Source organism: Gammaproteobacteria bacterium (assembly GCA_035279405.1).
GTDB lineage: Bacteria > Pseudomonadota > Gammaproteobacteria > Natronospirales > REEB76 > REEB76.
In genome coordinates, this window is record DATEHU010000021.1 from 60463 (window position 1) to 83350 (window position 22888).

Consider the following 22888-nt stretch of genomic DNA (forward strand, 5'->3'; position numbering starts at 1 on the left):
CCTCGTCAATGTTTGGGCGCGGCGCTACCCGCCGCCGCCCGCCACAAGTACATGGCCGCGTATGCACGCCACGGCCGCCAGTTTTCCGCGCGCTTGCGCAGCGCCGCCGGCGTAAGCGCGCGGCCATTGCCCGCGACGCGCAGCAGCACCAGATCCGAAGCCGGAAAGGCATCGGGTTCGTTGAACGCACGCATCGCGACGTATTGCGCGGTCCAGTCGCCAATGCCGGCGATGCCCTGAAAGCGCGCGAAGAATTCCTCATCCGGCAGCCCGCCGGCAAACTGCAATTCGCCGCGTGCCACTGCCTGCGCCAGCGTGCGCAGGGATTGCGCACGCGCGGCCGGCAGCCCGGCAATGTCCGCTTCGGCCAGCGCCTGCGCGGATGGAAATACATGCGTCAGTCCGCCGCGGTCAACGAACTTCAACGGCTCGCCATGCGCCCGCACCAGCCGGCCGGCGAGCGTGGTCGCGCCGCGCACCGTGACTTGCTGGCCAAGGACCGCGCGTACCGCCAGCTCAAAACCGTCCCAGGCACCGGGCACGCGCAAGCCGGGATAGCGTTTGACCAATGGTTTCAGTTGCAGGTCAAGACGTAAATGTCGCGCGATGACCGCGGGATCGGCGGCCAGATCGAACATGGCGCGCACGCGCGCGACGACGCGCAGCAAACTCGCGGACTCCGGAAAACGGATGCGCGCCTCCAGCGCGTGCACACGCTTGAGCGCGTGCACTTCCAGCACGCCGTGTTGATTCTCGAACACCAGGCTGCGGCGATAGGTGCCGTCCGCGACTTCTTCGACACCGGGCGTAGCGCGCGCCGCCAGGAACGCGAGCAGCGCGTCCCAGGCATACGGCGGGCGATATGCGAGGCGGAACACGTATTCGCCGGATTCTGTACGCGGCGCCTCGGCCTCACGCAGATGCCGCAACTCCGACGGCGTACGGCCATAGAGCTTGTGCAGCACGTCATTGAAGCGGCGGATGCTCTGGAAGCCGGACGCCAGCGCTACCTGCGACATCGGCAGGTGCGTGGCGTCAATCAATTGCTTGGCAAAATGCAGCCGCCGGGTCTGCGCAACTGCGACCGGCGGAGCGCCCAGGTGCTGCAGAAACAGGCGGTGCAGGTGGCGTGCGCTGACACCGAGACGCGCGGCCAGATGGTCCACGCTACCCGCATCGAGCGCGCCGTCGGCGATCAGTTTCAGGCCGCGGCTTACGGTCGCGGATGTGCCGTTCCACGCGGGCGTGCCGGGCGCAACTTCCGGCCGGCAGCGCAGGCACGGCCGGAAACCGGCCTCCGCGGCGGCCGTGGCACTGGGAAAATAGCGCACATTCGCGCGCTTGGCCGTGGGCGACGGGCAGATCGGCCGGCAATAAATGCCGGTGGAGGTGACGCCGATGAAAAACCGCCCGTCAAAGCGTGGGTCGCGCGCCAGGCGCGCGCGATTGCAGAGACGGGCGTCAAGCTGTGCCGGGTTGGAGTCCATGGCGGGCACTATACCTCCGCCGCCGCCCCGCGCTAGCCATTTTCGGACCTGCGTGTCCGGTCGAAAAAACGGGACGGACCCCGTGGTCCGTCCCGTGCTCGGTCACTTGTGGATGCGGCTCAGCCGCACTGTGGAGCGTTGCGCTGCACGACGTTGAAGGTCACCTGTTTGGCGGCCGGCGCGAGCGCAAACGCAAACGGATTGGAGGCCCGGCTGGGATAACGGCAATTTGTTCCGGGGATGATGACTTCAACCGTCACATTGGCCGTGTCGCCGGTGACGCTGAAGTCGGTGAAACGGACCAGATAGCCGCCGTGTTTCTGGTCGCCCAGGAACATGGCCAGCACCATGTTCTTGGAAAAATCCACCGTCGGCTTGTCCGGCGCGCCCGTCATGTTGGAAAACGCCTGTGTCCAGAGTGCGTCAAGATCCGCCTGAGTGTGTACGTCCTTGTATTGTTCATCCTTGATGTTGCTGTAATTGCCCATGCTCAGCGGCTCAACACCGCTACCGCCGCCACCCATGCCGGCGCAGCCGGCCAGCAGCAGTGCGCACACTGCGGCCGCGGCCAGTGGTTTCATCAAAAACGTGCTTTTCACGACACACCTCCCAGGTAAGTTAAGGCCCGATTGTACCCCAGTCGCTCAATGCGCAACCCGGAGCAGATACACGGCACTCACGTCGGCGCTGATCTCAATTGTGCCCGGCGGATATTCGGCGCCGTTCATGTTCGCAGCCCCCGATTTTTCCATAAACATCATCGGCTGCGGGCGCACGAATGCGCTGCTTTCGGTAATGCTGTACACCGGCCCGAGGCTTGCACCCGCGGCCTCAGCCAGCGCCGCGGCGCGCGCATGCGCGTCGTCCACCGCCGCAGCCAGCGCCTGCCGGCGCAACGCATCGAAATCGCTGCGATCCATTGTGGTGCTGAAGCTGGTCACCCCTGCCTTCACCAGCGCGCCGATCAAGTCGGGGTAGCGATTCAGGCTGCGCAGCGTGATGGCAATGCTCCGGCTCACGCGCTGGCCCATGAAAACCTGGCTGTTGTTCTGCCACTGGTATTCGGGCTGAATCGAAAGACTCGCGGCATCAATATCGCGCTCGGCCACTCCCAGCTTGCGCGCTGCCGCAATCACGGCGGTCGCGCGTTGTTCCACGTCGTTGCGGGCGAACGCCAGATTTTTGTCGGTTTTGCTCAGCGTAACGCCCACATGCGCCATGTCCGGCGCCACGGTCAGGCTGCCGTGCCCGCTCACCTGAACGTAGGGCGCGGACGGCAACGCATCCGCGAGCGCCGCCAGCGGCAACAGCAGGAGTAGAGCGGCGAGCGTTTTGATCGCTGGTTTCATCCCGCTGCCTTATCCGGCCAGAATGTACGCGAACATCAGCGGCGCCACGATGGTGGCATCGGACTCGATCACGAAGCGCGGCGTGTCCTTGCCGAGCTTGCCCCAGGTGATTTTCTCGTTGGGCACCGCGCCTGAGTAGGAACCGTAGCTGGTGGTCGAATCGCTGATCTGGCAGAAATACGCCCACAAGGGTGTCGCCTGTTCCATGTCCTGCTCCAGCATCGGTACCACGCAAATCGGGAAATCTCCGGCAATGCCCCCGCCGATCTGGAAAAAGCCCACGCCGCGGCCGCCGGAGTTCTTTCGGTACCAGTCCGCAAGCAGCATCATGTATTCGATGCCGGTGCGCACGGTATGCACGTTCTTGATATCGCGCTTCATGCAGTGCGCCGTGAAAATGTTGCCGAGCGTCGAGTCTTCCCAGCCCGGCACGATGATCGGCAGGTTCTTTTCCGCCGCCGCCACCATCCAGGAGTCCTGCGGATCAATCTGGTGATGCTGACGGAGCACGCCGGAGCGGATGATCTTGTACATGAACTCGTGGGGGAAAAAACGCTCGCCTTTCTTGTCAGCGGCCGTCCACTCGGCCAGCACCGCGTCCTCGATGCGGCGAATGGCCTCGTCTTCCGGAATGCAGGTATCGGTCACGCGGTTCAGGTGCCGCTCCAGCAAGGCCTGTTCTTCAGCGGGCGACAGATGCCGATAATGCGGCACGCGCACATAATGGTCGTGCGCCACGAGATTGAAGATGTCTTCTTCGAGATTCGCGCCGGTGCAGGTGATGATCTGCACCTGGTCCGCGCGGATCATGTCGGCGAGCGACAAGCCGAGTTCCGCGGTGCTCATGGCGCCGGCGAGCGTCACCATCATCTTGCCACCGGCCTTGAGGTGCGTCTTGTAGGCCTCGGCCGCATCCACCAGCGTGGCGGCATTGAAATGCCGGTAGTGGTGCTTGATGAACGCCGCCACTTCCTGGGCGTAAGCGAAGTGCGTGGAGCCCGGCTGGTCGCGCATCGGCATGATCCTCGGCAAGCCAAAATGACTGGCGATTGTAGCGGCTCCGCGCCGCGGTGGAACGCGACTCAGGCTTTTTTGCCCCTGGCCGGCAAGCGCAAGGTTTTGTCCAGATCCAGCGCGCGAATCGCATCGAGCGCCGCCTCTTCCGCACCCTCCCGGCACAGGCCGCTGAGCGCCGCGGTCTCGAGTGCTTCGCGCGCTGCGTCCAGGCAGGCCTGGCGCACAGCCTCGGCCAGCACGCGCACATCGTCGCCCGGAGTGTTCTGCGTCACCATCCACCCTGACGCGCAGTGAAAAAGTGCGCCTGTACGCCGCCAGTCGTCGAAAACATTCCGCTACAATCCTTGCCGTCACCACCGCAGGACATCCTCCATGCCAGCCCAGCGCAGCCTCGGCCTCGCCACCACTACGTCCATTGTAATCGGCAACATGGTGGGCTCGGGCGTGTTCCTGCTGCCCGCGTCGCTCGCCGTCTACGGCGCCTACAGCCTGTGGGGCTGGGGATTCAGCACCGTGGGCGCCCTGCTGCTCGCTTGGGTGTTCAGCAGCCTGTCACGCCGCCTGCCCAAGGCCGGAGGTCCCTATGCCTATCCACGCGAAGCCTTCGGGGATTTCGCCGGCTTTCTCATCGCCTGGATTTACTGGCTCAGCATCCTCGGCACCAATGCGGCAGTGGCCGTAGCGTTCGCCAGTTATCTCACGGTGTTCATCCCGGTACTCGGCACGGTGCCGCTGTATGGCGGACTGGCGGCGATTGCGGCGGTGTGGGTACTGACCGCGCTCAATATCTGGGGCGTGCGCGCCGCCGGCAACGTGCAACTCGCGACCGTGATCCTGAAGCTCGCGCCCTTGCTGGCGCTGGCAATTTTCGGCTTTTTCTATTTCGACCCGAAACTGCTGACCACCGCGCACGTGACCGTGTCGGGCGCGTCCGCGGTGAACACCACCGCGGCGTTCACCATGTGGGCGTTTCTGGGACTGGAGTGCGCAACCATTCCGGCCGCATACGTCAAGAATCCGGAAAAAACCATCCCGCGCGCCACCTTGCTTGGCACCGCCATCGCCGCAGCGTTCTATATCGCCTGCACCACCGTGGTCATGGGCATGGTGCCGAGTACGGCGCTGGCGCATTCCAACGCGCCGTTTGCCGATGCCGCCCGGATCATGTGGGGCCACTGGGGCGCTTGGATCATCGCCGCAACAGCCATGATTTCCTGCTTTGGCACGCTCAACGGCTGGCTGCTGATGCAGGGACAGTTCCCCAAAGCCGTAGCCGACGACGGCTTGTTCCCGAAATTGTTCGCACGCGGCGAGCGGCGCGGTTCGCCGGCCATCGGCATGATCATTTCCAGCGTGCTGGCGACAATTCTGATTCTCATGAATTACAGCCACGGCCTGGTGACGATGTTTAACATCCTCATCCTGCTTGCCACCTTTTTCGTGCTGGTACCGTACATGCTGTGTGCCATGGCGGAGATTGTGCTCGGCCGCAGTCAGAAGCAGGTCGGCAAATCATCGCTGCTCAATCTGGTGCTCTCCTGCCTGGCGTTCGCGTTTGCGTTGTGGGCCGCGGCCGGCACCGGCAAGGACTCCCTCTACTGGGGCACGTTGCTGCTGCTGGTGGGAATTCCCATATACGTCTGGCAAAAGCACAGCCAAACACAGCCCGCTGCCGCGCCCGCGAACAGCGTGGAATCCAACGTCGGCTGAAGCCTTAACTCACGTTCCAGGAAAAGCCGCCGATTTGCGGACTCTCGATGCTGATGCGATCACCGCTCACGAGCGGCCCCACGCCCACAGGCGTGCCGGTAAAAATCAGGTCGCCCGGCAACAGCCGCCAGTAACGGCTCAGAAACGCAATGATCTCGGCGACCGGAAACAGCATGTCGCGCGTGTTGCCGTGCTGGCGCAGCGCGCCATTCACCGTGCAGCGCATTTCGATGCTCTGAATATCCGTCTGCCCTGACCAAGCGGTGAATTTCCCGACAGGCGCGCTGCCGTCGAAAGATTTGGCGCGCTCCCAGGGTTGGCCGGCCTGTTTGAGTTTGCTTTGCAGATCACGCAGCGTGAGATCAATGCCAAGCGTGACACCCGCGACGTAATTCAGTGCTTGCGACGTTGGAATTTGCACGCCTTCGCGGCCGATGGCCACGACCAGTTCCATTTCATGGTGCACGCTGCCCTGGTCTTTCGGCAGCACCAGCGGCTCACCTTCCCGCACCAAACTCGTGGCCGGCTTCATGAACATCACCGGTTCCGACGGTCTTGGCGCACCCATTTCCTTGACGTGTTCCGCGTAGTTGCGACCGATGCAAAAGATCCGCTGGCAGCTGAATCCGAACGGTTCAACGCGCTGGTGCATGTGTGTCAATTCCGTGCGGGCAGCGCCGGATCAATGGGCGCGAAAATAACCCTGGAACGCACTAATCACCTGCGCCACATCGGCGGAACTCACATCCAGGTGCGTCACCAACCGCAGGTTTGCATTCGGCAGGATGAGGATGCCGGCGCTCTTGAGATGCTCGGCCAGCAGTTTGACATGCTCGGCCGCGATACTTGCAAATACCATGTTGGTCTGCACGGCAGCGGGATCAATTTTGATCTGCTTGACCTGCGACAGGCCGTCCGCGAGTTTTTTCGCGTTTGTGTGGTCTTCGGCGAGTCGCTGCACGTGATGTTCCAGCGCATATAAACCCGCAGCCGCGAGTATGCCCGCCTGACGCATGCCGCCGCCGAGAATCTTGCGCGCGCGATGGGCGCGTGCGATCAACTCCCGCTTGCCCACCAGCACCGTGCCCACCGGACAGCCGAGACCTTTTGACAGACATATAGACACGCTGTCGAAATGCCGGGTGATGTCCTTCACCGGCACGCCGAGTTTCACCGCGGCATTGAATACCCGCGCACCGTCGAGATGAATGCCGAGCTGGTGTGCATGCGCGAACTCCACCGCGGATTTGAGGTACGCAAGCGGCAACACCCGGCCGTTCTGGGTGTTTTCCAGCACCAGCAGGCGTGTGTGCGCAAAGTGGGCATCGTCCGGTTTGATGTGCGCCGCGACCTTCTTCAGGTCCAGCGTGCCGTCGGCTTCGTACTCGATCGGGCAAGGCCACAGACTCCCGAGCACCGCCGCGCCGCCGGCTTCGTATTTGAAGCTGTGGCCGAGACTGCCGATGATGAATTCCTCGCCGCGCCCGCAATGCGCCATAAGCGCGGCGAGATTCGACTGCGTGCCACTCGGGAAAAACACGCCGGCCTCTTGGCCGGTCATGTCCGCAAGCGTTTCCTGCAGGCGATTGACGGTGGGATCGTCGCCGAATACGTCATCGCCCACCTCCGCCGCCGCCATGGCCTTGCACATCGCGGCCGTGGGCCGCGTCACCGTGTCGCTGCGCAGGTCAATCATAAGGACAGTGCCGCAGGCACTCCTCATTCTCTCTCCCCCTTTCAGGGGGAGAGACTGAAGAGAGGGGGACAAAATAACTCATGCCGAAAGCACTCGTCGCCACTCCACTTAATCAATTGGTACGGCTCATGCGCACGGCACCTTCCCTGGCGGGCTTGCCAGCCGCACCATCCATGGTGCGGCGTGCAGCCGGCTCGGACAGCCACTGGCTGTCCGAATAAACGCGCCGGCTTTACCCGCCACTCTTGGCCGCGGGTGCGGCACTCTTCTTCTTCTGTTGCTGCTGCAGCTGCTTCAGGTACAGAGGCCAATCCTTGTCCAGAGCTTCGGTTACGCCCTTGCTGACGTCATATTTGGTGTTGGCGTATATGGCGCCCCCGGCGTCCCGGCTGAGAATGAAGTCGTAGTGATGCGCCTTGGCATATTGATCGATCACCTTGCTCAACTCCACCTCGATGGGCTGCAACAACTCCTGACGCCGCTGATCCAGATCCTGGCGGCCCATGAGCACGAACTGCTGCAGATCATTGCGGCTGTCGTTGTATGTCTTCTCCAGCTTCGCGTAGTCGCCCGACTTCGGGTCGGCCTTGTCGAGCTGTTGCTTCAGCACGTTCAGCTTGGTGTTCTTGTCGTTGGCCTGGTCCTGAAGTTTTTTCACGATCCCCTGCAAGTCCTGATTGGCCTGCTGGCCGGCCTTGGAGTTGGCAATCACTTCCTGCAGGTTCACCACGCCGATGCGCAGCGCTTCCGCCGCCTGCACCGTGCCGGCCGCAAGCAAGCCGGCCGCCAGCACCGCGCCGACAAAAAATCCGTAACGTGTCATGGAATGCTCCTGAAATGTGGGAAAAACAAAGCCCGCCAAGGGGCGGGGCTGTGGGAAGGCCCGATTAGCATAACGCAGGGGCGGCGGCAGGGACTACCGCCACCCCACGATTTTCAGGCTTTTTTCAGGTTCACAAATAAATTGACGGTGAAAAACAGGATGCCCACGACCGCGATGGTCGCGCCCACGGCCACCACCGGTATGGCTGCGGCATGACCGCTATTCACGATAAACAGCCCGATCACAAATATCGGCAGGCCGATGTTGTGCAGCCAGAAATGCGTGAGCCCCAACCAGTGGCCGCCGGCCCGGGGACACAACCAGTAAATGACTCCCGCCAGCGCCAAGGTCGCCCAACCCAGTAGGTTGATATGGGCGTGTACGGGGACGTATTGGAACTTCTCGCTGATGCCCATAACCAGTCCAAAAATCACGCCTATTAGCAGATACACGACGGCAATTTTCAACCAGATCGGCGCCATACGGCCACCACGCTGTTCGATAACAGTCTCCATAAGCAACTCCTTATATGGATTTGAATTTATCGTCACTCACAGGCGGGGCGGAGTATAGCCGCGCCCGCATGGAACTGGCGCGCTTCGGCCGTGTCATACTGCGCATCTCCCCGGTCAGGCATCCCAAATCCAAGGAGCACCCCCATGTCCCGGCGCCGGCTCAAACAACAAATCTGGTTGACTCCGATCCTCGCCCTCCTGCTGCTCGCGGCAGGCAATGCCCAGGCCGGCAGCACGCTCATGCGCTACCCCACCCTGCACGGCGATTCCGTGGTGTTCGAAGCCCACGGTAATCTCTGGGAAGTGAACCGCGCCGGCGGCACCGCGCACCGCCTGACCACCGATCCCGGCTTCGACATCATGCCGCGCTTCTCGCCGGACGGGAAATGGATTGCGTTCACCGGCCAGTACCGCGGTAACACCGACGTGTACGTGATTCCGGCGGGCGGCGGCGACGCCAAGCGCCTCACCTTCCACTCCGACGTGGTGCCAAACGCGCCGCTGCGCTGGGGCCCGGACAACATGGTGGTCACCTGGACGCCGGATTCCAGGAACATCGTGTTCCTCTCGCGCCGCAACACCTTTAATTCCTGGTTCGGCCAGTTGTTCACCGTGCCGCTGACGGGCGGCCTGCCGACCCAACTGCCGATCCCCAAAGGCGGCATGCTCACCTACAGCCCGGACGGCCAGTCCATCGCCTACAACCGCATCTTCCGCAACTTCCGCACCTGGAAGCGCTACAAGGGCGGCCTCGCGCAGGACGTGTGGCTCTACAACTTCGCGCAGAAGAAGAGCACGCGCATCACCGATTACCCCGGCGCCGACATGGACCCGATGTGGTACGGCCATCTGATTTATTTCATGTCCGACCGCGGCCCGGAAAAGCGCAAGAACATCTGGGTGTATGACCTCAACACCAAGCAATTCAGGCAGGTGACGCATTTCAAGGACTACGACATCAGCTGGCCGAGCCTCGGCAATAACGGCATCGTGTTCCAGGACGGCGGCGGTCTCTACGTAATGGATCTGCCCTCCGAGCAACTGCACAAGCTCAGCGTGAACGTGCCGGACGACGGCGCTCGCACCGGCCTGCGCTGGGTGGATGCCTCGAAATACATCGAGATGATGGATACCGCCGGCGACACCAATCTCGCGCTCTCGCCCAACGGTAAGCGCGTGCTGCTGCAAGCGCGCGGCGACATCTGGTCGCTGCCGCGCGAGCACGGTCCGAGCCGTGATCTCACCGATTCCTCGAACGCCGAGGAGGAATATCCCGCCTGGTCGCCGGACGGCAAGTGGATTGCCTATGCCACGGACATCAACGGCGAGGATCAGATCGCAGTGCGCCCCGCGGACAACTCCGGCGCGCAGCAGATTCTCACGGATTTCAAGACCGGTTATTTCTACGCTCCCAACTGGTCGCCCGGCAGCGACCGGCTGGCGTTCTCCGACAACGAGCACCGGCTGTGGATTCTCGACGTGAAGAGCCGCAAGCTCACCGAAGTCGCGCAGGACAAGTTCAGTGAGATGCACGACTTCAGCTGGTCGCCCGACGGCCGCTGGCTGGCCTACAGCATCACCGCGCCCAACCAGATGCGCCAGATTTACCTCTACAACCTGGCGGAAGGGGCGGCGACGCACATCAGTTCGCCCATGGACAACGACATGGGTGCGGTGTTCGACCCCGAGGGCAAGTACCTGTACTTCGTGTCGGCGCGCCACGAGAACCCGACCTTCAGCGAGAGCGAGTTCAACATCGCCACGCTGCAGATGTTCGGCGTGTACGTGACCACCCTGCAGAAGGCCACGCCCTCGCCGTTCGCGCCGCGCAACGATGAAGGCACGCTCTCGGAGCAAAAGGAGTCCAAACCCGGCGAATGGAAACCCGGCAACAGCAAACCCATCAGCATTGACCTTGAGGGTCTGATGGCGCGCGCCGTGCCGCTGCCGATTCCCGCGTCCAACATCAACGGACTGGCCGCAACGCCCGGTCACGTGTTCTACAGCACCGTGCCGAACCAGACCATCGCCGGGCCGTTGCCGGGCATGCAACCGGAACTCCACGTCTATGACCTCGCGAAACGCGAGGACAAGGTGCTGGGCAGCGGGTTCTACGGCTGGACGCTGTCGGCCGACGGCTCGACCATTCTCTACAACACGCCGAATAACAAGCTCTTCACCCTGGATGCCAAACCGGACTCCAAACCCGCGCCTCTCGACACCTCGAACATGTGGGTCGAGGTCAACCAGGTCGCGGAATGGAACGAGATGTATTACATGGCCTGGCGCCTGTACCGCGATTTCTTCTGGAACCGCAAGATGAACGGCGTGAACTGGGACGCCGTGGGCGCGAACTACGGGAAACTGCTGCCGCTCATGGGCTCGCGTGAGGATTTGAACTACCTCATCGGCCAGACCATTGGCGAACTCAGCAACTCGCACACCTACGTGGGCGGCGGCGACACGGACTACCATGTGCATCGCACGCCGACCGGCCTGCTGGGCGTGGATTTCGGCTTGGATCAGGTCTCCGGCCGTTACTACTTCAAGACCATCTATCCCGGCGACAACACACGCGCGAACTACCGCTCGCCCCTGTCCGAGCCGGGTGTGAACGTACAGGCCGGCGATTACCTGTTGGCGGTCAACGGTCGCACGCTCAAGGCGCCAACCAACCCCTACAGCCTGTTCGTGAACACGGCCAACCAGGACGTGTGGCTCACCGTGGCCGACAACAGTGCCGGCAAGAACGAGCGCCGGGTGCTGGTCAATACGATTGGCGACGAGCTGGATATCCGCCTCAAGGCCTGGATCGATCACAACCGCGAGGAAGTGAATAAGCTCTCGGACGGCAAGATCGGCTACATCTACCTGTCCGACATGGGCGCGCAGGGCATGGACCAGTTCATCCGCCAGTTCTACCCGCAGTTGACCAAACAGGGACTGATCATTGACGACCGCTACAACGGCGGCGGCTTCATTGACCAGATCCTGCTGGAGCGCCTGCGCCGTATATTGGTCGGCATGAGCAGTAACCGCGAGGAGGCGGGTACCCCGATCCCGCAGCAGTTGAGCTACAGCTACAAGGCAACGCTCATCAACCATTACTCGGCGTCCGACGGCGACATCTTCCCGTACTTCTTCAAGAAATACGGCTTGGGTCCGCTCATCGGCACGCGCACCTGGGGCGGCGTGCGCGGCATCCGCGGCGAGTGGCCGCTGCTCGACGATGGCTACATCACCGTCTCCGAAGGCACCATGTACGGCCTGGACTCACAGTGGGTCATCGAGAATCACGGCGTGGATCCGGACATCGAAGTGGACGACCTGCCGGAAGACATCATGCGCGGCTACGATGCGCAACTGCACACCGCGGTGGACTATCTGATGAAGAAGATCAAGGAACACCCGCTGGTGCTGCCGCCGCCCCCGCCGCTGATTCCGGCCTATCCACCGCCGGGTCGGCAATAACGCGAAACCCGGAGCATCGATCAGTTAGCGCGGCGGCCATTCGGCCGCCGCTTTTTTTGCCGCTTGTAAACCCTCGCCCTGCGGCCGGCATCCAATTACCTGATAGCGCAGTGGGTGTCCGGGCGGACATATCGCGGTGTCCGCGGACGCACATGCACGGCCGGGACGCCGAGCCGGCACGCGCCACCGCCGGCCGCATGCCGCGGATTCAGTGGGTGCACGCCCAAAGCGCGACGCCGCAGGTACTTGGCATACGGCTTGCACATTCACTGACATGCAGAACACCAGCCCGAAGAAAATCGTCAATATCCGCGACACCGCCAGCCAGGATGTGGCGCTCGACAACCGCCCGCGTTTGCGACGCAAGCGCCTGTTCCTGATCGGCGGCGGCATCCTGGTACTGATCGTGCTGGCCTTGCTGGTGCCCACCGTCATCCGCATGTTCTCCGCCGAGGCCTCGGTAAGCGCCTCGCGTCTGAGCTTCGCCACTGTGCAACTGGGGCCGTTCGTACGCGACCTCGCCGCGGACGGGCGCGTGGTCGCGGCCGTGAGTCCCACCCTGTACGCAACCTCAGCGGGCTCGGTAACCCTGAAAGTGAACGCCGGCGACACGGTGAAGGTCGGGGAAACCCTCGCCATCGTTGCCAGCCCCGACTTGAGCAGCCGCTTCGGCCAGGAGCAATCCACGCTCTCCAGCATGCAGATTGACCTCGAGCGCGAGCGCATCAACATCAAGATCGCGGCGCTCAACAACAAGGAAGCCATGGATCTGGCGAGCGTGAAACTGGAAGCCGCCACGCGCGAGATGAAGCGCGCGGAATCCGCCTGGGGGTTTCACGTCATCAGCGCCCAGGACTACGCCAAGGCCCAGGACGATCTGGCCGCAGCCAAGATCGAATACGCCAACGCCCAGGCCAGCATCCAGCTCAACAAGGACGTGCTCAATTTCGACGTGCGCACCAAACAATTACAGGTCAAACGCCAACAACTGCTGGTGCAGGACCTGCAGCGCCAGGTCAACGATCTCACGGTGCGCTCGCCGATCAACGGCCAAGTGGGGCAGGTGTTCATCGCTCCGCGCGCCACCGTCGCGCAGAACGCGCAATTGCTGAGCGTGGTGGATCTGTCTGCGCTGGAGGTCGAAGTCACGGTGCCGGAGAGTTTCGCCCGCGATCTGGCGAGTGGCATGCCCGCCGAAATCAGCGGCAACGGCAGCACCTGGCAGGGTACGGTGGGCGCGATTTCGCCGGAAGTGGTCAACGGCGAAGTGGCCGCGCGCGTGCGCTTCGTGGGCAATAAACCGCAGAACCTGCGTCAGAATCAGCGGCTTTCGGTGCGCATCATTCTCGACAAGCGCGACAACGTGCTCACCGTGGCGCGCGGCTCGTTCGTGGACGAGTCCGGCGGGCGTTACGCCTACGTGGTGCACGACGGCATCGCAGTGAAAACCCCGGTGCGGCTCGGCCCGAGCTCCATAGACAAGGTCGAAATCCTGCAAGGCCTGAAAGCCGGTGACCAGATCGTGATTTCCGGCACCGATAACTTCAACGGCGCGGCGCGCGTCGTAATCAGCCACTGACGACCCCTCAGGGCACCAAACAAAATGACCATTTCTGATAAATCCCCCCGCGCGCAAAGCGCGCCCCCCTTTGCAAAGGGGGGGCGAGGGGCGAAGCCCCGAGCGGGCAGCCATGGGCACAGCGCGACGCGCTGTGCGGGAGACCAGGGATGGTCTCCCTGGACCTGTACACGGCGCAGGATGGCAGAGTGTGCAGGGCTGCCCTGGACTTTCGGACGAAGCAGGGTGAGCGGCAACGCCGCGAACGCCCATACAGGATGTATGGGCTGGACTTGGGGCGGAGCAGGATTGCGCAGCCAACACGCGACGTCCGAAAGAGGGGGGATTTAACGTGTGCCTGGTGATGACCACCGTACATTTTGTTAGACGCTCTTAGCCAATTCAGTTCACAACGAGGAATCCGCCATGTTGAAAATGAACCATCTGTCCAAGATCTACCGCACCGATGTGCTGGAAACCCATGCGCTGCGGGATTTCAGCATTGACGTCAAGGAAGGCGAGTTCGTCGCGGTCATGGGGCCCTCCGGTTCCGGCAAAACCACCTTCCTGACCATCGCCGGCCTCCTGGAAAGTTTCAGCGGCGGCGAGTATTTCCTCGACGGCGAGGACGTGAGCGGCCTGAACGACAACGCGCGTTCCAGGATCCGCAACGAGAAGATCGGCTTCATCTTCCAGAGTTTCAACCTGATTCCGGACCTCAACGTGAGCGACAACGTGGACGTACCGCTGCGCTACCGCGGCTTCAAGGCCGCGGAGCGCGCGCGCCGCATCCGCGAGGCGCTGGAAGTGGTCGGGCTCGCCTCGCGCATGAAGCACCTGCCTTCGCAGCTTTCCGGCGGCCAGCAGCAGCGCGTGGCGATTGCGCGTGCACTCGCGGGCGATCCGCGCATCCTGCTCGCGGACGAGCCCACCGGCAACCTGGATTCGCTGATGGCGCGCCAGGTGCTGGACCTCATCGAGAATATCAATGAAAGCGGCACCACCATCGTTATGGTCACGCACGATCCGGAACTCGCGCGCCGTGCACACCGCAGCGTGCACGTGCTGGACGGTCAGGTCATGGACCTGCACGCCGTCGCGACGCACGCGGAGCCGGTCAGCGAAGCCGCACGTGTCTGACGGAAACCCGGCATGTTCCTGTACAACCTGCGACTCGCACTGCTGAGCCTGAAGCGCAATCCGGTACTGACCTTTCTCATGATGCTGGCCATCGCGGTTGGCATCGGCGCGAGCATGACCACGTTGACGGTCATGCACCTGTTGTCGGGCGATCCCTTGCCGGGCCGGAGCGCGCACATCTTTTATCCACAGGTGGACGCCAGTCCCGCGAATTACCCCAACCGGCCGCTGGATGTGCTCGATTACCGATCGGCGCTGGACCTATGGAGCGCGCAGCGCGCCGACCACCAGACGCTGATCGTCAACAGCCAGATCAAGGTGCGCGCACCGACGACCAATCTGCCGCCGCTGATGCTGAACATGCTGTCCACAACTGCGGATTTCTTCCCCATGTTCGCAGTACCATTCGAGTACGGCCAAGGCTGGTCCGCGCAGGACGACGCAAATCACGCGCGCGTAGCGGTGATTTCCTCCGATTTGAACGACAGGCTGTTCGGCGGTCAGGACAGCGTGGGCCAGACCCTGCGGCTCAAGGACAGTGATGTGCGTATCGTCGGCGTGCTGGCGCCGTGGCGGCCTTCGCCGCTGTTCTATGACGTGCGCGGCGGCCGTTATGCCAACGGCGACACCGGCGGTTTCTACGGCAAACCCGAAGACGTGTTCACGCCCTTCACCACCGGCCTGGAAATCAACGACGGCGCGTTCCAGCAGTTCACCTGCTGGGGCATGCCGAAAACACCCGGCCACCTGATCGATTCGCCCTGCGTGTGGATCGCCCTGTGGGTGGAGCTGGACAGCGCGGCGAAAGTCGCCGCCTACCGCGAGTTCCTCTCCGGCTATGCCGCGCAACAGAAGGCGCTGGGACGCTTCGTCAAGACCGACACCCGCATGCTGGATTTGATGCAATGGCTCGCCTACAACGATGCTGTGCCGAGCGACGTCAAGCTGCAGGCCTGGCTGGCGTTCGCGTTCCTCGCCATCTGCCTGTTCAATACCGTGGGCCTGCTACTGGCGAAATTCCTGCGCCGCGCCGGCGAGATCGGCATACGCCGCGCGCTGGGCGCCGCGCAGTACGAGATCTTCGCGCAATGTCTGGTGGAGGCCGGCCTCATCGGCCTGCTGGGCGGCATCGGCGGCTGGCTGCTGACGCTGGTGGGCCTGTGGCTGGTGCGCAGTCGGCCCACTCCGTACGCCGACCTGGCGCATCTCGACACCTCCATGTTCCTGATCACGTTTGCACTCGCGATCCTGGTGAGCCTGATTGCGGGCGCCTTGCCCGCGCTGCGCGCCAGTCGCGTCGCGCCGGCGCTGCAACTGAAATCCCTGTGATGACGGCACGCTCCAACGCCACGTCATCCCGGCCAGGGATTGCCCGGGACCCAGCGCCAAGCATGGCAAAGACACTGGATCCCGGCCTTCGTCGAGCCGACGAATTTTGAAATTCAGAGGTTGATGATGCAAATCCAGCCCATCCTCGCCGCACTGCGCCGCCATCGGCTCGCCACCGCGTTGATCGCGCTCGAGATCGCGCTCGCGTGTGCGGTGCTGTGCAATGCCTGCTCGATGATCGCCAACCGCATCTCGGCGATGCACCTCAACAGTGGCGTGGACGAGACCGCGCTCGGCACGATCAACGTCTCGGGTTTCGATCCGGACCAGACCACCGACTTCAACGCACGCATGCTCGCGGGGCTGGGCGCGGTGGCCGGCGTGCAATCGGTGCACGTGGTCAGTTCCGTGCCGTTCGGCGCGCAGAGCGGCGTGTCCGGCATCACGCTCGACCAGACCGACAAGCACACCGCGGCCGTGGTGCAGTTTTACGAAGGCGATCCGGGAACCATCAAGGCGCTGGGCCTGCAACTGACCGCGGGCCACCTGCCGGAGGCGAGCGATTATCAGCCGCTGCAGGGATACGCGCCGCTCGATTCGCGCGTACTGATCACGCGTGCGCTGGCCGCAAAGCTGTGGCCGGGTGAAAATCCGCTCGGCAAGGATTTCTGGTCCGGCAAGTTCCACTTTCGCGTGATCGGCGTGATTGCGCACCTTGCGGTGTCGCAGTACAACGAGACCGGCCGCCGTGGCGCCGAATGGACGGTGTTCGTGCCTTCGCAGCCGGGTGGGCTGCTGACCGGCAGCTATCTGTTGCGTGCTGAGCCGCGCGACTTGCCGCGCGTGATGCGGGATGCGCGCCTCGCCGTCGCCAAGATCGCACCGGAAGCGGTACTGGATCATGACAACAGCCGCACCCTCAGCGACCTGCGCACGCGGTTTTTCCAGAGCGACCGCGCCATGGCCGGCCTGCTGGTCGGCGTGATCGCGGCGCTGCTCCTGGTCACTGCGCTTGGCATCGTCGGCCTTGCGAGTTTCTGGGTCGCACAACGGCGCAGACAGATCGGCATCCGCCGCGCGCTCGGCGCCACGCGCGCCGACATCCTGCGCTACTTCCAGACCGAGAATTTCCTGATCGTGAGCTTTGGCATCGTGCTCGGCGTGGTGCTGGCGATTGCCATCAATCTTTCCCTGATGAAGTTCTACGCCCTGCCGCGCCTGCCGCTGTACTACCTGCCGCTGGGCGCGATTGTTCTGTGGATGCTCGGCCAGCTCGCTGTGCTGGCGCCGGCGCTGCGCGCCGCCGCGGTGCCGCCGGTGGAAGCCACGAGGAGCGTGTGATGTGCAGCCCCCCTTCCGGAAAGCCATCCCCCTCAAGCCCCCTTCCTGTGGAAGGGGGAGGACGAGATACAGGAGTGACATGAGATGTTCGGCTACTACCTGAATCTCGCGTTGCGCAGCCTGAAACGCAATCCCGCGCTCACCGCGCTCATGGTCCTGACCATCGGTTTCGGCGTGGCCGCTTCCATGACCACCTGGTCGGTGTTCCGCGCGGTATCGGGCGATCCCATTCCGTGGAAATCCTCGCAACTGTTCGTGCCGCAGATAGATGCCTGGGGGCCACAGGCACAGAGCAGCAATCCCGATTCCGACAAGGGACCGCCGGATGCGCTCACCTACGGCGACGCGGTGGCACTGATGCGCGACCATCGCGCGAAGTATCAGTCGGCGATGTACATGATTTCGCCGTCGGTGATCCCCGCTGACCCGGGCAAACATCCGATCAACACCGCTGGGCACGCGGTCTTCAGCGAGTTCTTCCCAATGTTGGACGTGCCGTTCGTGTATGGCAGCGGCTGGAGCGCCGCGGACGACGCCAGCCGCGCCAACGTGGTGGTGATCAGCGGCAAGCTCAACCGGCAGGTGTTCGGCGGCGGCGACAGCGTCGGCAAGACTTTGAACATCGAGGGCCGCGATTACCGCGTGGTCGGCGTGCTCGGGGATTGGAATCCCAAGCCGACTTTTTATGACGTGTCCAACACCGGCGGCTTCTTCGTCAGCGACGAGGGCGTGTTCCTGCCCTTCAACACCGCGATCGCCGCGGACATGCCGAACGAAGGCAACACCAATTGCTACCTGACGCCGAAGCAGGCCGGGTTCATAGGCTTGCAACAGTCCAGTTGCATCTGGATCGCCTACATGGCGCAGTTCGATAGCCCGGCGGTCGCGCCGCAATACCGGAATTACCTGGTAGGGTTCGCGCGCGAGCACCATCCGGATTGGGCGCCGAACGTGCGTCTGCGCGGCTTGATGGCCTGGCTCGATTACGAGCACGTCGTGCCACCGGATACGAAGATTTCGCTGTACGTCGCACTCGGCCTGCTGCTGGTGTGCCTGGTCAATACCACCGGCCTACTGCTCGCCAAGTTCCTGCGCCGCAGCGGCGAGATCGGCGTGCGCCGCGCCTTGGGCGCCGCACGCCGCGAAATCTACGCGCAATTTCTCATCGAAGCCGGCATGGTGGGTCTGGCCGGGGGCGTGCTGGGGGTGCTGTTGACTTGGCTCGGCATCGCCGGTCTCGATTGGGTGTTGCCGCGTGATATCGCCGCACTGGCGCATCTGGACGTGTCGCTGCTGGTGACTACGCTGGTGGTGGCAATCGTGGCCACGATGCTGGCGGGCCTGTATCCGGCCCTGCGCGCCGCCGCCGTGCAGCCCGCGTGGCAGTTGAAATCGAATTGATATGCGACTGACGCGAGTATTTCCAACACCGTTCGCGCTGAGCCCCTCGACGAAGCTCAGGACAGGCTGCGTGAGCGCAGCGAACGAAGTCGAAGCGCAATGTCCTTCGACTTCGGCTCCATCTCCATTCGAAGACGGGGCCTACGCTCAGGATGAACGAGACTTGTGAATAAACACATCATTGGAATGCGACCATGACACTGCACCCCATCCTCGCCGCGCTGCGCCGCCACAAGGCCGGCGTCACCCTGATCACGCTGCAGATTGCGCTCACGCTCGCAATCGTGTGCAACGCGGTATTTATCATCGGCCAGCGCATCCAGCGCATTGATCGGCCGACCGGGCTCGACGAGAACAACCTGTTTGTGATTAGCCAGACCTGGGTCGGGGCGCCCACGGGTGACGACGCAGCCTCCATAGACAAGCTCGACGCGATGCAGCGCAGCGACGTGGCGACGCTGCGCAATCTGCCCGACGTGCAGTCGGCGATCGCCATCAATACGCTGCCCTTGATCAACAGCACCTGGAGCGGCGGCATCGGATTGAAACCCGCCCAGCAGCACTCGACCGCTCAGGCGGCGTTTTACTTCGGCGACGAGCAGATGATCCCCACGCTCGGCCTGCGCCTGGTCGCGGGCCGTAACTTCACCGCCGCCGACGTGACGCACATGGGCTTTCGCGGCCACAACCAACCGCCAATCGTAATCGTCACCCAGGCCATCGCCGACAAGCTGTTCCCGCAGGGCGACGCGGTCGGCAAGACCATCTACGTGGATCGAAATACGCCCAGCACCATCATCGGCGTGATCGCGCGCATGCAGGTACCGAGCGCAGAAAGTTGGGCCAACAGCTGGTTCTGGAATTCGATGCTCATCCCAACCCGCCTGGACGCAAACTTCGCGCGCTATGCGGTGCGCGCCAAGCCCGGGCGACTCGAGGCCGCGATGCGCGAGGCGCCCAAGGCGCTGTATGCCGCCAATCCAATGCGCGTGCTCGAGACCGGCTCGAGCTACGAAGACAGCAACGTGCATACGTTTGCCGCCATCCGCGCGCATGCCTACCGCGCCGACGTCGGCATGGCGATCCTGATGGGCGTGATCTGCGTGATCCTGCTCGCGGTCACCGGCGCGGGCATCGTGGGCCTTACCAGCTTCTGGGTCGGCCAGCGGCATAAACAGATCGGCATCCGCCGCGCGCTCGGCGCCACGCGCCACGACATCCTGCGCTATTTCCAGACCGAGAACCTGATGATCGCCGGCGCCGGCGTGGTGCTGGGCGCGATCCTCGCGGTGGGTCTGAACCTGTGGATGATGCGGCAGTTCTCCATGGATCGCATGTCGCTGCTCTACGTGCTCACCGGCGTGATCGCGCTGCTCGCGCTCGGACAGCTCGCGGTCCTCGCCCCGGCGCTGCGCGCCGCGGCGGTGCCGCCGGTGGAAGCGACTCGGAGCGTGTGATGCTCGGTTATTACCTGAAGCTTGCGATGCGGAGCTTGAAACGGACGCCTGTCGTCACCGCCCTGATGGTGCTGGCGATAGCGCTTGGCATCGGGGCGTCCATCACCATGCTCACCGTGCTGCACAACCTGTCGGGCAACCCATTGCCGCAGAAAAGTAGCGTGCTGTTCCATCCACAGGTGGACCCGCGGCCCGCGGATCTGCCGGGAGCGGATCGCGAGCCGCCTGATAACCTCACCTACATTGACGCGGTGAATCTGTACCAAATGGGCATTGCGCCGCGGCGCGCATTGATGAGCGCCAACTGGCTGCCCACGCGAAACGATGCGCAGGGCAGTTCGTTGGCTATGGTCACCGACCGCGCCACCACGGCCGATTTCTTCGCAATGTTCAACGTGCCTTTCATCTACGGCTCGGCATGGTCGGCGCAGGACGACACGAATTATGCGCACGTGGTGATTCTGTCGCGCAAACTCAACGACAAACTGTTCGGTGGCGCCGACAGCGTCGGCAAGAGCCTGGTGATCGCTACCAAGGCTTTCCGCGTGATTGGCGTAATCGGCGACTGGAATCCGCAACCGCATTTCTATGACCTCGACCAGGGTGCTTATGGCGAGGCCAGCCAGATGTATCTGCCGTTCTTCACTTGGCTGGACTTGCCGCAGGACTACGGCTACGGACCGATGAGCTGCTGGGGCAACGATCCGAGCGCGGGCACACACAACCCCAAGGTGTCGCAGTGCACATGGGTGCAGTTCTGGGTGGAACTGGATACGCCGGCGCAAGTGGCCACTTACCGTTCCGCGCTCACACAGTACAGCATCAAGCAACACGAGTTGGGACGCTTCGAACGCAAGCCTAACGTGCGCCTGCGTGACCTGTTGGACTGGCTGGATTACAAGCACGTGATCCCGGTGGTTGTACGCATGCAGACCTGGATCGCCTTCGGCGTGTTCCTGATCTGCATGGTCAACGTGGTGGGCTTGTTGGTGGCCAAGTTCCTCCGCAAGTCGGGCGAGATCGGCGTTCGTCGTGCGCTGGGTGCCTCGCGGCGATCCGTGTTCATGCAGTGCCTAGTAGAGGCCGGCGTAGTGGGCGTTGGGGGAGGTTTGGTCGGGTTGCCGTTAGCGTGGCTTGGCCTGTGGATGGTGCGCCAGCAGCCTGTCAGTTTCGCTGAGTCCACGCATTTGGACCTTTCCATGCTGGTCGCGGCTGTATTGCTGGCAGTAGTAGCGACGCTGGCGGCTGGCCTGTGGCCGGCATGGCGGGCGGCGCACGTGGCCCCGGCCCTTCAAGTGAAGTCGCTATGAGGAGCTTCCTGCAAGTTCGGCCTATCCTCGTGGCACTGCGCAGGCACAAGGCCGCGGTCACGCTGCTGGTGCTGGAAATCGCACTCACCATGGCCTTGCTGGGTAACCTCGTCTTCATCGTCAACCGAGATATCCAGCGGTTCCGTACGCCGACCGGTGTCGTCGAAAGCCAGATCGGCGTGATCCAGAGCATCGGCGTGATCGGCAAAGACGAAACGAACACCGTGGGGGGTAATCTCGCAGCTTTGCGCGCCGTGCCGGGTGTCGAGGAAGCGGCGTATGGCGGGCCACCCATTTGGGACTCGAATCGTGTCCCGATATTTCTCGCACCGGCACGTCAGCATCCAGTGCTGCAGGCTTACGAACTTTATGGCAGTCAGGGGTTCAGCCGCTCGCTGGGTTTGCATGTCGTCGAGGGGCATGATTTCATCGATAACGACCTGCCGAACGCAGAGCGGATATTCGGCGGAGGCGGTGGCAAGCCTCCGGTGATGCCTGTGCTTGTCACGCGTAATCTGGCACACAACTTGTATGGAAGCGTCAACCCATTGGGTCGCACGCTCTACGACGGCACGTTTGAAATGCGCGTGATCGGCGTGCTGGATTACCTTCGTGGCGAGCTCACCGGCCGCGCAAGCGACGACAATACCATTGTCGCCGAGTTTCATGTCGGCCCAGAGCATCTCGGCGGCGGATTCATAATCCGTGCCCAGGATGGCGCACGCCTGTCACAGACACTGCGTTCCGCTGCCGCGGCACTGCAGAAGGCCGATCCTGGTCACGTGCAGGCCCAAGTATTAACGTTTCCCGAATTGCGCACTAGGTATTTCCGCGGCGCCCTAGCTACCGGCCGCATGCTGATCGCTATTATGCTGATCATGCTCGTGGTCACAGCAGTTGGCGTGAGTGGACTGGCCAGTTTCTGGGTGCAGCAAAGACGCCGGCAGATCGGTATGCGCCGCGCGCTGGGTGCCACACGCGGCGACATCTTGCGGTATTTCCAGATCGAAAACCTCCTTATCGTCACCGGTGGCATAGTGCTGGGCGCGGCATTCGCCTACCTGCTGAACCTGTTCCTGATGCGCCACTTCGAGTTGCAACGTCTGCCGCCGGATTACCTCGTCATCGGCGCCATCGTGTTGTGGTTGCTCGGCCAGCTCGCGGTGCTCGCCCCGGCGCTGCGCGCCGCGGCGGTGCCGCCAGTGGAAGCCACGCGCAGCGTTTGAGGCTGTTTATGGCCGTGGAATACCCGTAAACTCGGTTGTCAATTCAGGCCACCGGCCG

19 protein-coding genes are annotated in these 22888 nt (G+C 63.1%); 10 read left to right on the top strand and 9 right to left on the bottom strand.

Going from position 1 to position 22888, the window contains the following annotated elements; all coding sequences use genetic code 11:
* Positions 1 to 5 precede the first annotated feature (5 nt).
* From VJR90_02840 to VJR90_02860, 5 genes are all read right to left on the bottom strand, one after another.
* Complete coding sequence (locus tag VJR90_02840; GenBank protein HKV96411.1) at positions 6 to 1487, bottom strand: AlkA N-terminal domain-containing protein; 1482 nt, start codon at positions 1485 to 1487, stop codon at positions 6 to 8.
* Positions 1488 to 1606: 119 nt separating this feature from the next.
* On the bottom strand, positions 1607 to 2086 hold the full coding sequence (locus tag VJR90_02845; GenBank protein ID HKV96412.1) for a hypothetical protein: 480 nt from the start codon (positions 2084 to 2086) through the stop codon (positions 1607 to 1609).
* Positions 2087 to 2131: 45 nt separating this feature from the next.
* Positions 2132 to 2836 carry an SIMPL domain-containing protein gene (locus VJR90_02850; GenBank protein HKV96413.1) on the bottom strand — a complete coding sequence of 235 codons (705 nt, stop codon included), beginning with the start codon at positions 2834 to 2836 and terminating at the stop codon, positions 2132 to 2134.
* A gap of 9 nt (positions 2837 to 2845) precedes the next feature.
* Positions 2846 to 3850 carry a deoxyhypusine synthase family protein gene (locus tag VJR90_02855; protein ID HKV96414.1) on the bottom strand — a complete coding sequence of 335 codons (1005 nt, stop codon included), beginning with the start codon at positions 3848 to 3850 and terminating at the stop codon, positions 2846 to 2848.
* 68 nt (positions 3851 to 3918) lie between these two features.
* On the bottom strand, positions 3919 to 4128 hold the full coding sequence (locus VJR90_02860) for an acetyltransferase (protein ID HKV96415.1): 210 nt from the start codon (positions 4126 to 4128) through the stop codon (positions 3919 to 3921).
* Positions 4129 to 4225: 97 nt separating this feature from the next.
* Here VJR90_02860 and VJR90_02865 point away from each other — a divergent pair, with 97 nt between their 5' ends.
* Positions 4226 to 5563: an amino acid permease gene (locus VJR90_02865; protein HKV96416.1), complete on the top strand. Its 1338-nt coding sequence runs from the start codon at positions 4226 to 4228 to the stop codon at positions 5561 to 5563.
* 4 nt (positions 5564 to 5567) lie between these two features.
* Here the strand turns inward: VJR90_02865 and VJR90_02870 are convergent, their stop codons facing one another.
* The 4 genes from VJR90_02870 to VJR90_02885 form a co-directional block, all read right to left on the bottom strand.
* A complete protein-coding gene (locus VJR90_02870) occupies positions 5568 to 6215 on the bottom strand; it encodes a fumarylacetoacetate hydrolase family protein (protein ID HKV96417.1) in 648 nt (215 codons plus the stop codon).
* 30 nt (positions 6216 to 6245) lie between these two features.
* The gene (ltaE, locus tag VJR90_02875) at positions 6246 to 7259 is read right to left on the bottom strand and encodes a low-specificity L-threonine aldolase (protein HKV96418.1); all 1014 of its coding nucleotides are present in this window, start codon (positions 7257 to 7259) and stop codon (positions 6246 to 6248) included.
* A 232-nt stretch (positions 7260 to 7491) separates the two neighbouring features.
* Positions 7492 to 8082: an OmpH family outer membrane protein gene (locus tag VJR90_02880; protein ID HKV96419.1), complete on the bottom strand. Its 591-nt coding sequence runs from the start codon at positions 8080 to 8082 to the stop codon at positions 7492 to 7494.
* Between the two features lie 113 nt (positions 8083 to 8195).
* The gene (locus tag VJR90_02885) at positions 8196 to 8597 is read right to left on the bottom strand and encodes a cytochrome-c oxidase (protein HKV96420.1); all 402 of its coding nucleotides are present in this window, start codon (positions 8595 to 8597) and stop codon (positions 8196 to 8198) included.
* Between the two features lie 144 nt (positions 8598 to 8741).
* Between VJR90_02885 and VJR90_02890 the strand changes: the two genes are divergently transcribed.
* The 9 genes from VJR90_02890 (at position 8742) to VJR90_02930 (ending at position 22830) form a co-directional block, all read left to right on the top strand.
* Positions 8742 to 12068, top strand: coding sequence for a S41 family peptidase (locus VJR90_02890; GenBank protein ID HKV96421.1), 3327 nt, complete (start codon positions 8742 to 8744; stop codon positions 12066 to 12068).
* Positions 12069 to 12342: 274 nt separating this feature from the next.
* Entirely contained in the window at positions 12343 to 13647 is a 1305-nt protein-coding gene (locus VJR90_02895) for an efflux RND transporter periplasmic adaptor subunit (protein ID HKV96422.1), read from the top strand.
* Between the two features lie 405 nt (positions 13648 to 14052).
* Positions 14053 to 14766 carry an ABC transporter ATP-binding protein gene (locus tag VJR90_02900; protein ID HKV96423.1) on the top strand — a complete coding sequence of 238 codons (714 nt, stop codon included), beginning with the start codon at positions 14053 to 14055 and terminating at the stop codon, positions 14764 to 14766.
* 12 nt (positions 14767 to 14778) lie between these two features.
* Entirely contained in the window at positions 14779 to 16095 is a 1317-nt protein-coding gene (locus VJR90_02905) for an ABC transporter permease (GenBank protein HKV96424.1), read from the top strand.
* A 126-nt stretch (positions 16096 to 16221) separates the two neighbouring features.
* Positions 16222 to 17436 carry an FtsX-like permease family protein gene (locus VJR90_02910; protein HKV96425.1) on the top strand — a complete coding sequence of 405 codons (1215 nt, stop codon included), beginning with the start codon at positions 16222 to 16224 and terminating at the stop codon, positions 17434 to 17436.
* Positions 17437 to 17520: 84 nt separating this feature from the next.
* The gene (locus VJR90_02915) at positions 17521 to 18837 is read left to right on the top strand and encodes an ABC transporter permease (GenBank protein ID HKV96426.1); all 1317 of its coding nucleotides are present in this window, start codon (positions 17521 to 17523) and stop codon (positions 18835 to 18837) included.
* Between the two features lie 194 nt (positions 18838 to 19031).
* The gene (locus VJR90_02920; protein HKV96427.1) at positions 19032 to 20294 is read left to right on the top strand and encodes an ABC transporter permease; all 1263 of its coding nucleotides are present in this window, start codon (positions 19032 to 19034) and stop codon (positions 20292 to 20294) included.
* Positions 20294 to 21604 (top strand): ABC transporter permease, encoded by a 1311-nt coding sequence (locus VJR90_02925; GenBank protein HKV96428.1) that lies wholly within the window; start codon positions 20294 to 20296, stop codon positions 21602 to 21604. The genes VJR90_02920 and VJR90_02925 overlap by 1 nt, the downstream gene beginning before the upstream one ends.
* Positions 21601 to 22830 carry an FtsX-like permease family protein gene (locus VJR90_02930; GenBank protein ID HKV96429.1) on the top strand — a complete coding sequence of 410 codons (1230 nt, stop codon included), beginning with the start codon at positions 21601 to 21603 and terminating at the stop codon, positions 22828 to 22830. Before VJR90_02925 ends, VJR90_02930 begins: the two co-directional genes overlap by 4 nt.
* Positions 22831 to 22888: the final 58 nt, after the last annotated feature.

What these genes read in the sequence shown, in the direction of transcription:
- VJR90_02910 (HKV96425.1), top strand. Translation starts at nt 16,222, where the DNA reads ATGCAAATCCAGCCCATCCTCGCCGCACTGCGCCGCCATCGGCTCGCC.
- VJR90_02920 (HKV96427.1), top strand. Translation starts at nt 19,032, where the DNA reads ATGACACTGCACCCCATCCTCGCCGCGCTGCGCCGCCACAAGGCCGGC.
- VJR90_02930 (HKV96429.1), top strand. Translation starts at nt 21,601, where the DNA reads ATGAGGAGCTTCCTGCAAGTTCGGCCTATCCTCGTGGCACTGCGCAGG.
- VJR90_02890 (HKV96421.1), top strand. Translation starts at nt 8,742, where the DNA reads ATGTCCCGGCGCCGGCTCAAACAACAAATCTGGTTGACTCCGATCCTC.
- VJR90_02860 (HKV96415.1), bottom strand. Translation starts at nt 4,128, where the DNA reads ATGGTGACGCAGAACACTCCGGGCGACGATGTGCGCGTGCTGGCCGAG.
- VJR90_02895 (HKV96422.1), top strand. Translation starts at nt 12,343, where the DNA reads ATGCAGAACACCAGCCCGAAGAAAATCGTCAATATCCGCGACACCGCC.
- VJR90_02840 (HKV96411.1), bottom strand. Translation starts at nt 1,487, where the DNA reads ATGGACTCCAACCCGGCACAGCTTGACGCCCGTCTCTGCAATCGCGCG.
- VJR90_02905 (HKV96424.1), top strand. Translation starts at nt 14,779, where the DNA reads ATGTTCCTGTACAACCTGCGACTCGCACTGCTGAGCCTGAAGCGCAAT.
- VJR90_02885 (HKV96420.1), bottom strand. Translation starts at nt 8,597, where the DNA reads ATGGAGACTGTTATCGAACAGCGTGGTGGCCGTATGGCGCCGATCTGG.
- VJR90_02880 (HKV96419.1), bottom strand. Translation starts at nt 8,082, where the DNA reads ATGACACGTTACGGATTTTTTGTCGGCGCGGTGCTGGCGGCCGGCTTG.
- VJR90_02925 (HKV96428.1), top strand. Translation starts at nt 20,294, where the DNA reads ATGCTCGGTTATTACCTGAAGCTTGCGATGCGGAGCTTGAAACGGACG.
- VJR90_02900 (HKV96423.1), top strand. Translation starts at nt 14,053, where the DNA reads ATGTTGAAAATGAACCATCTGTCCAAGATCTACCGCACCGATGTGCTG.
- VJR90_02850 (HKV96413.1), bottom strand. Translation starts at nt 2,836, where the DNA reads ATGAAACCAGCGATCAAAACGCTCGCCGCTCTACTCCTGCTGTTGCCG.
- VJR90_02915 (HKV96426.1), top strand. Translation starts at nt 17,521, where the DNA reads ATGTTCGGCTACTACCTGAATCTCGCGTTGCGCAGCCTGAAACGCAAT.
- VJR90_02865 (HKV96416.1), top strand. Translation starts at nt 4,226, where the DNA reads ATGCCAGCCCAGCGCAGCCTCGGCCTCGCCACCACTACGTCCATTGTA.
- ltaE (HKV96418.1), bottom strand. Translation starts at nt 7,259, where the DNA reads ATGATTGACCTGCGCAGCGACACGGTGACGCGGCCCACGGCCGCGATG.
- VJR90_02855 (HKV96414.1), bottom strand. Translation starts at nt 3,850, where the DNA reads ATGCGCGACCAGCCGGGCTCCACGCACTTCGCTTACGCCCAGGAAGTG.
- VJR90_02870 (HKV96417.1), bottom strand. Translation starts at nt 6,215, where the DNA reads ATGCACCAGCGCGTTGAACCGTTCGGATTCAGCTGCCAGCGGATCTTT.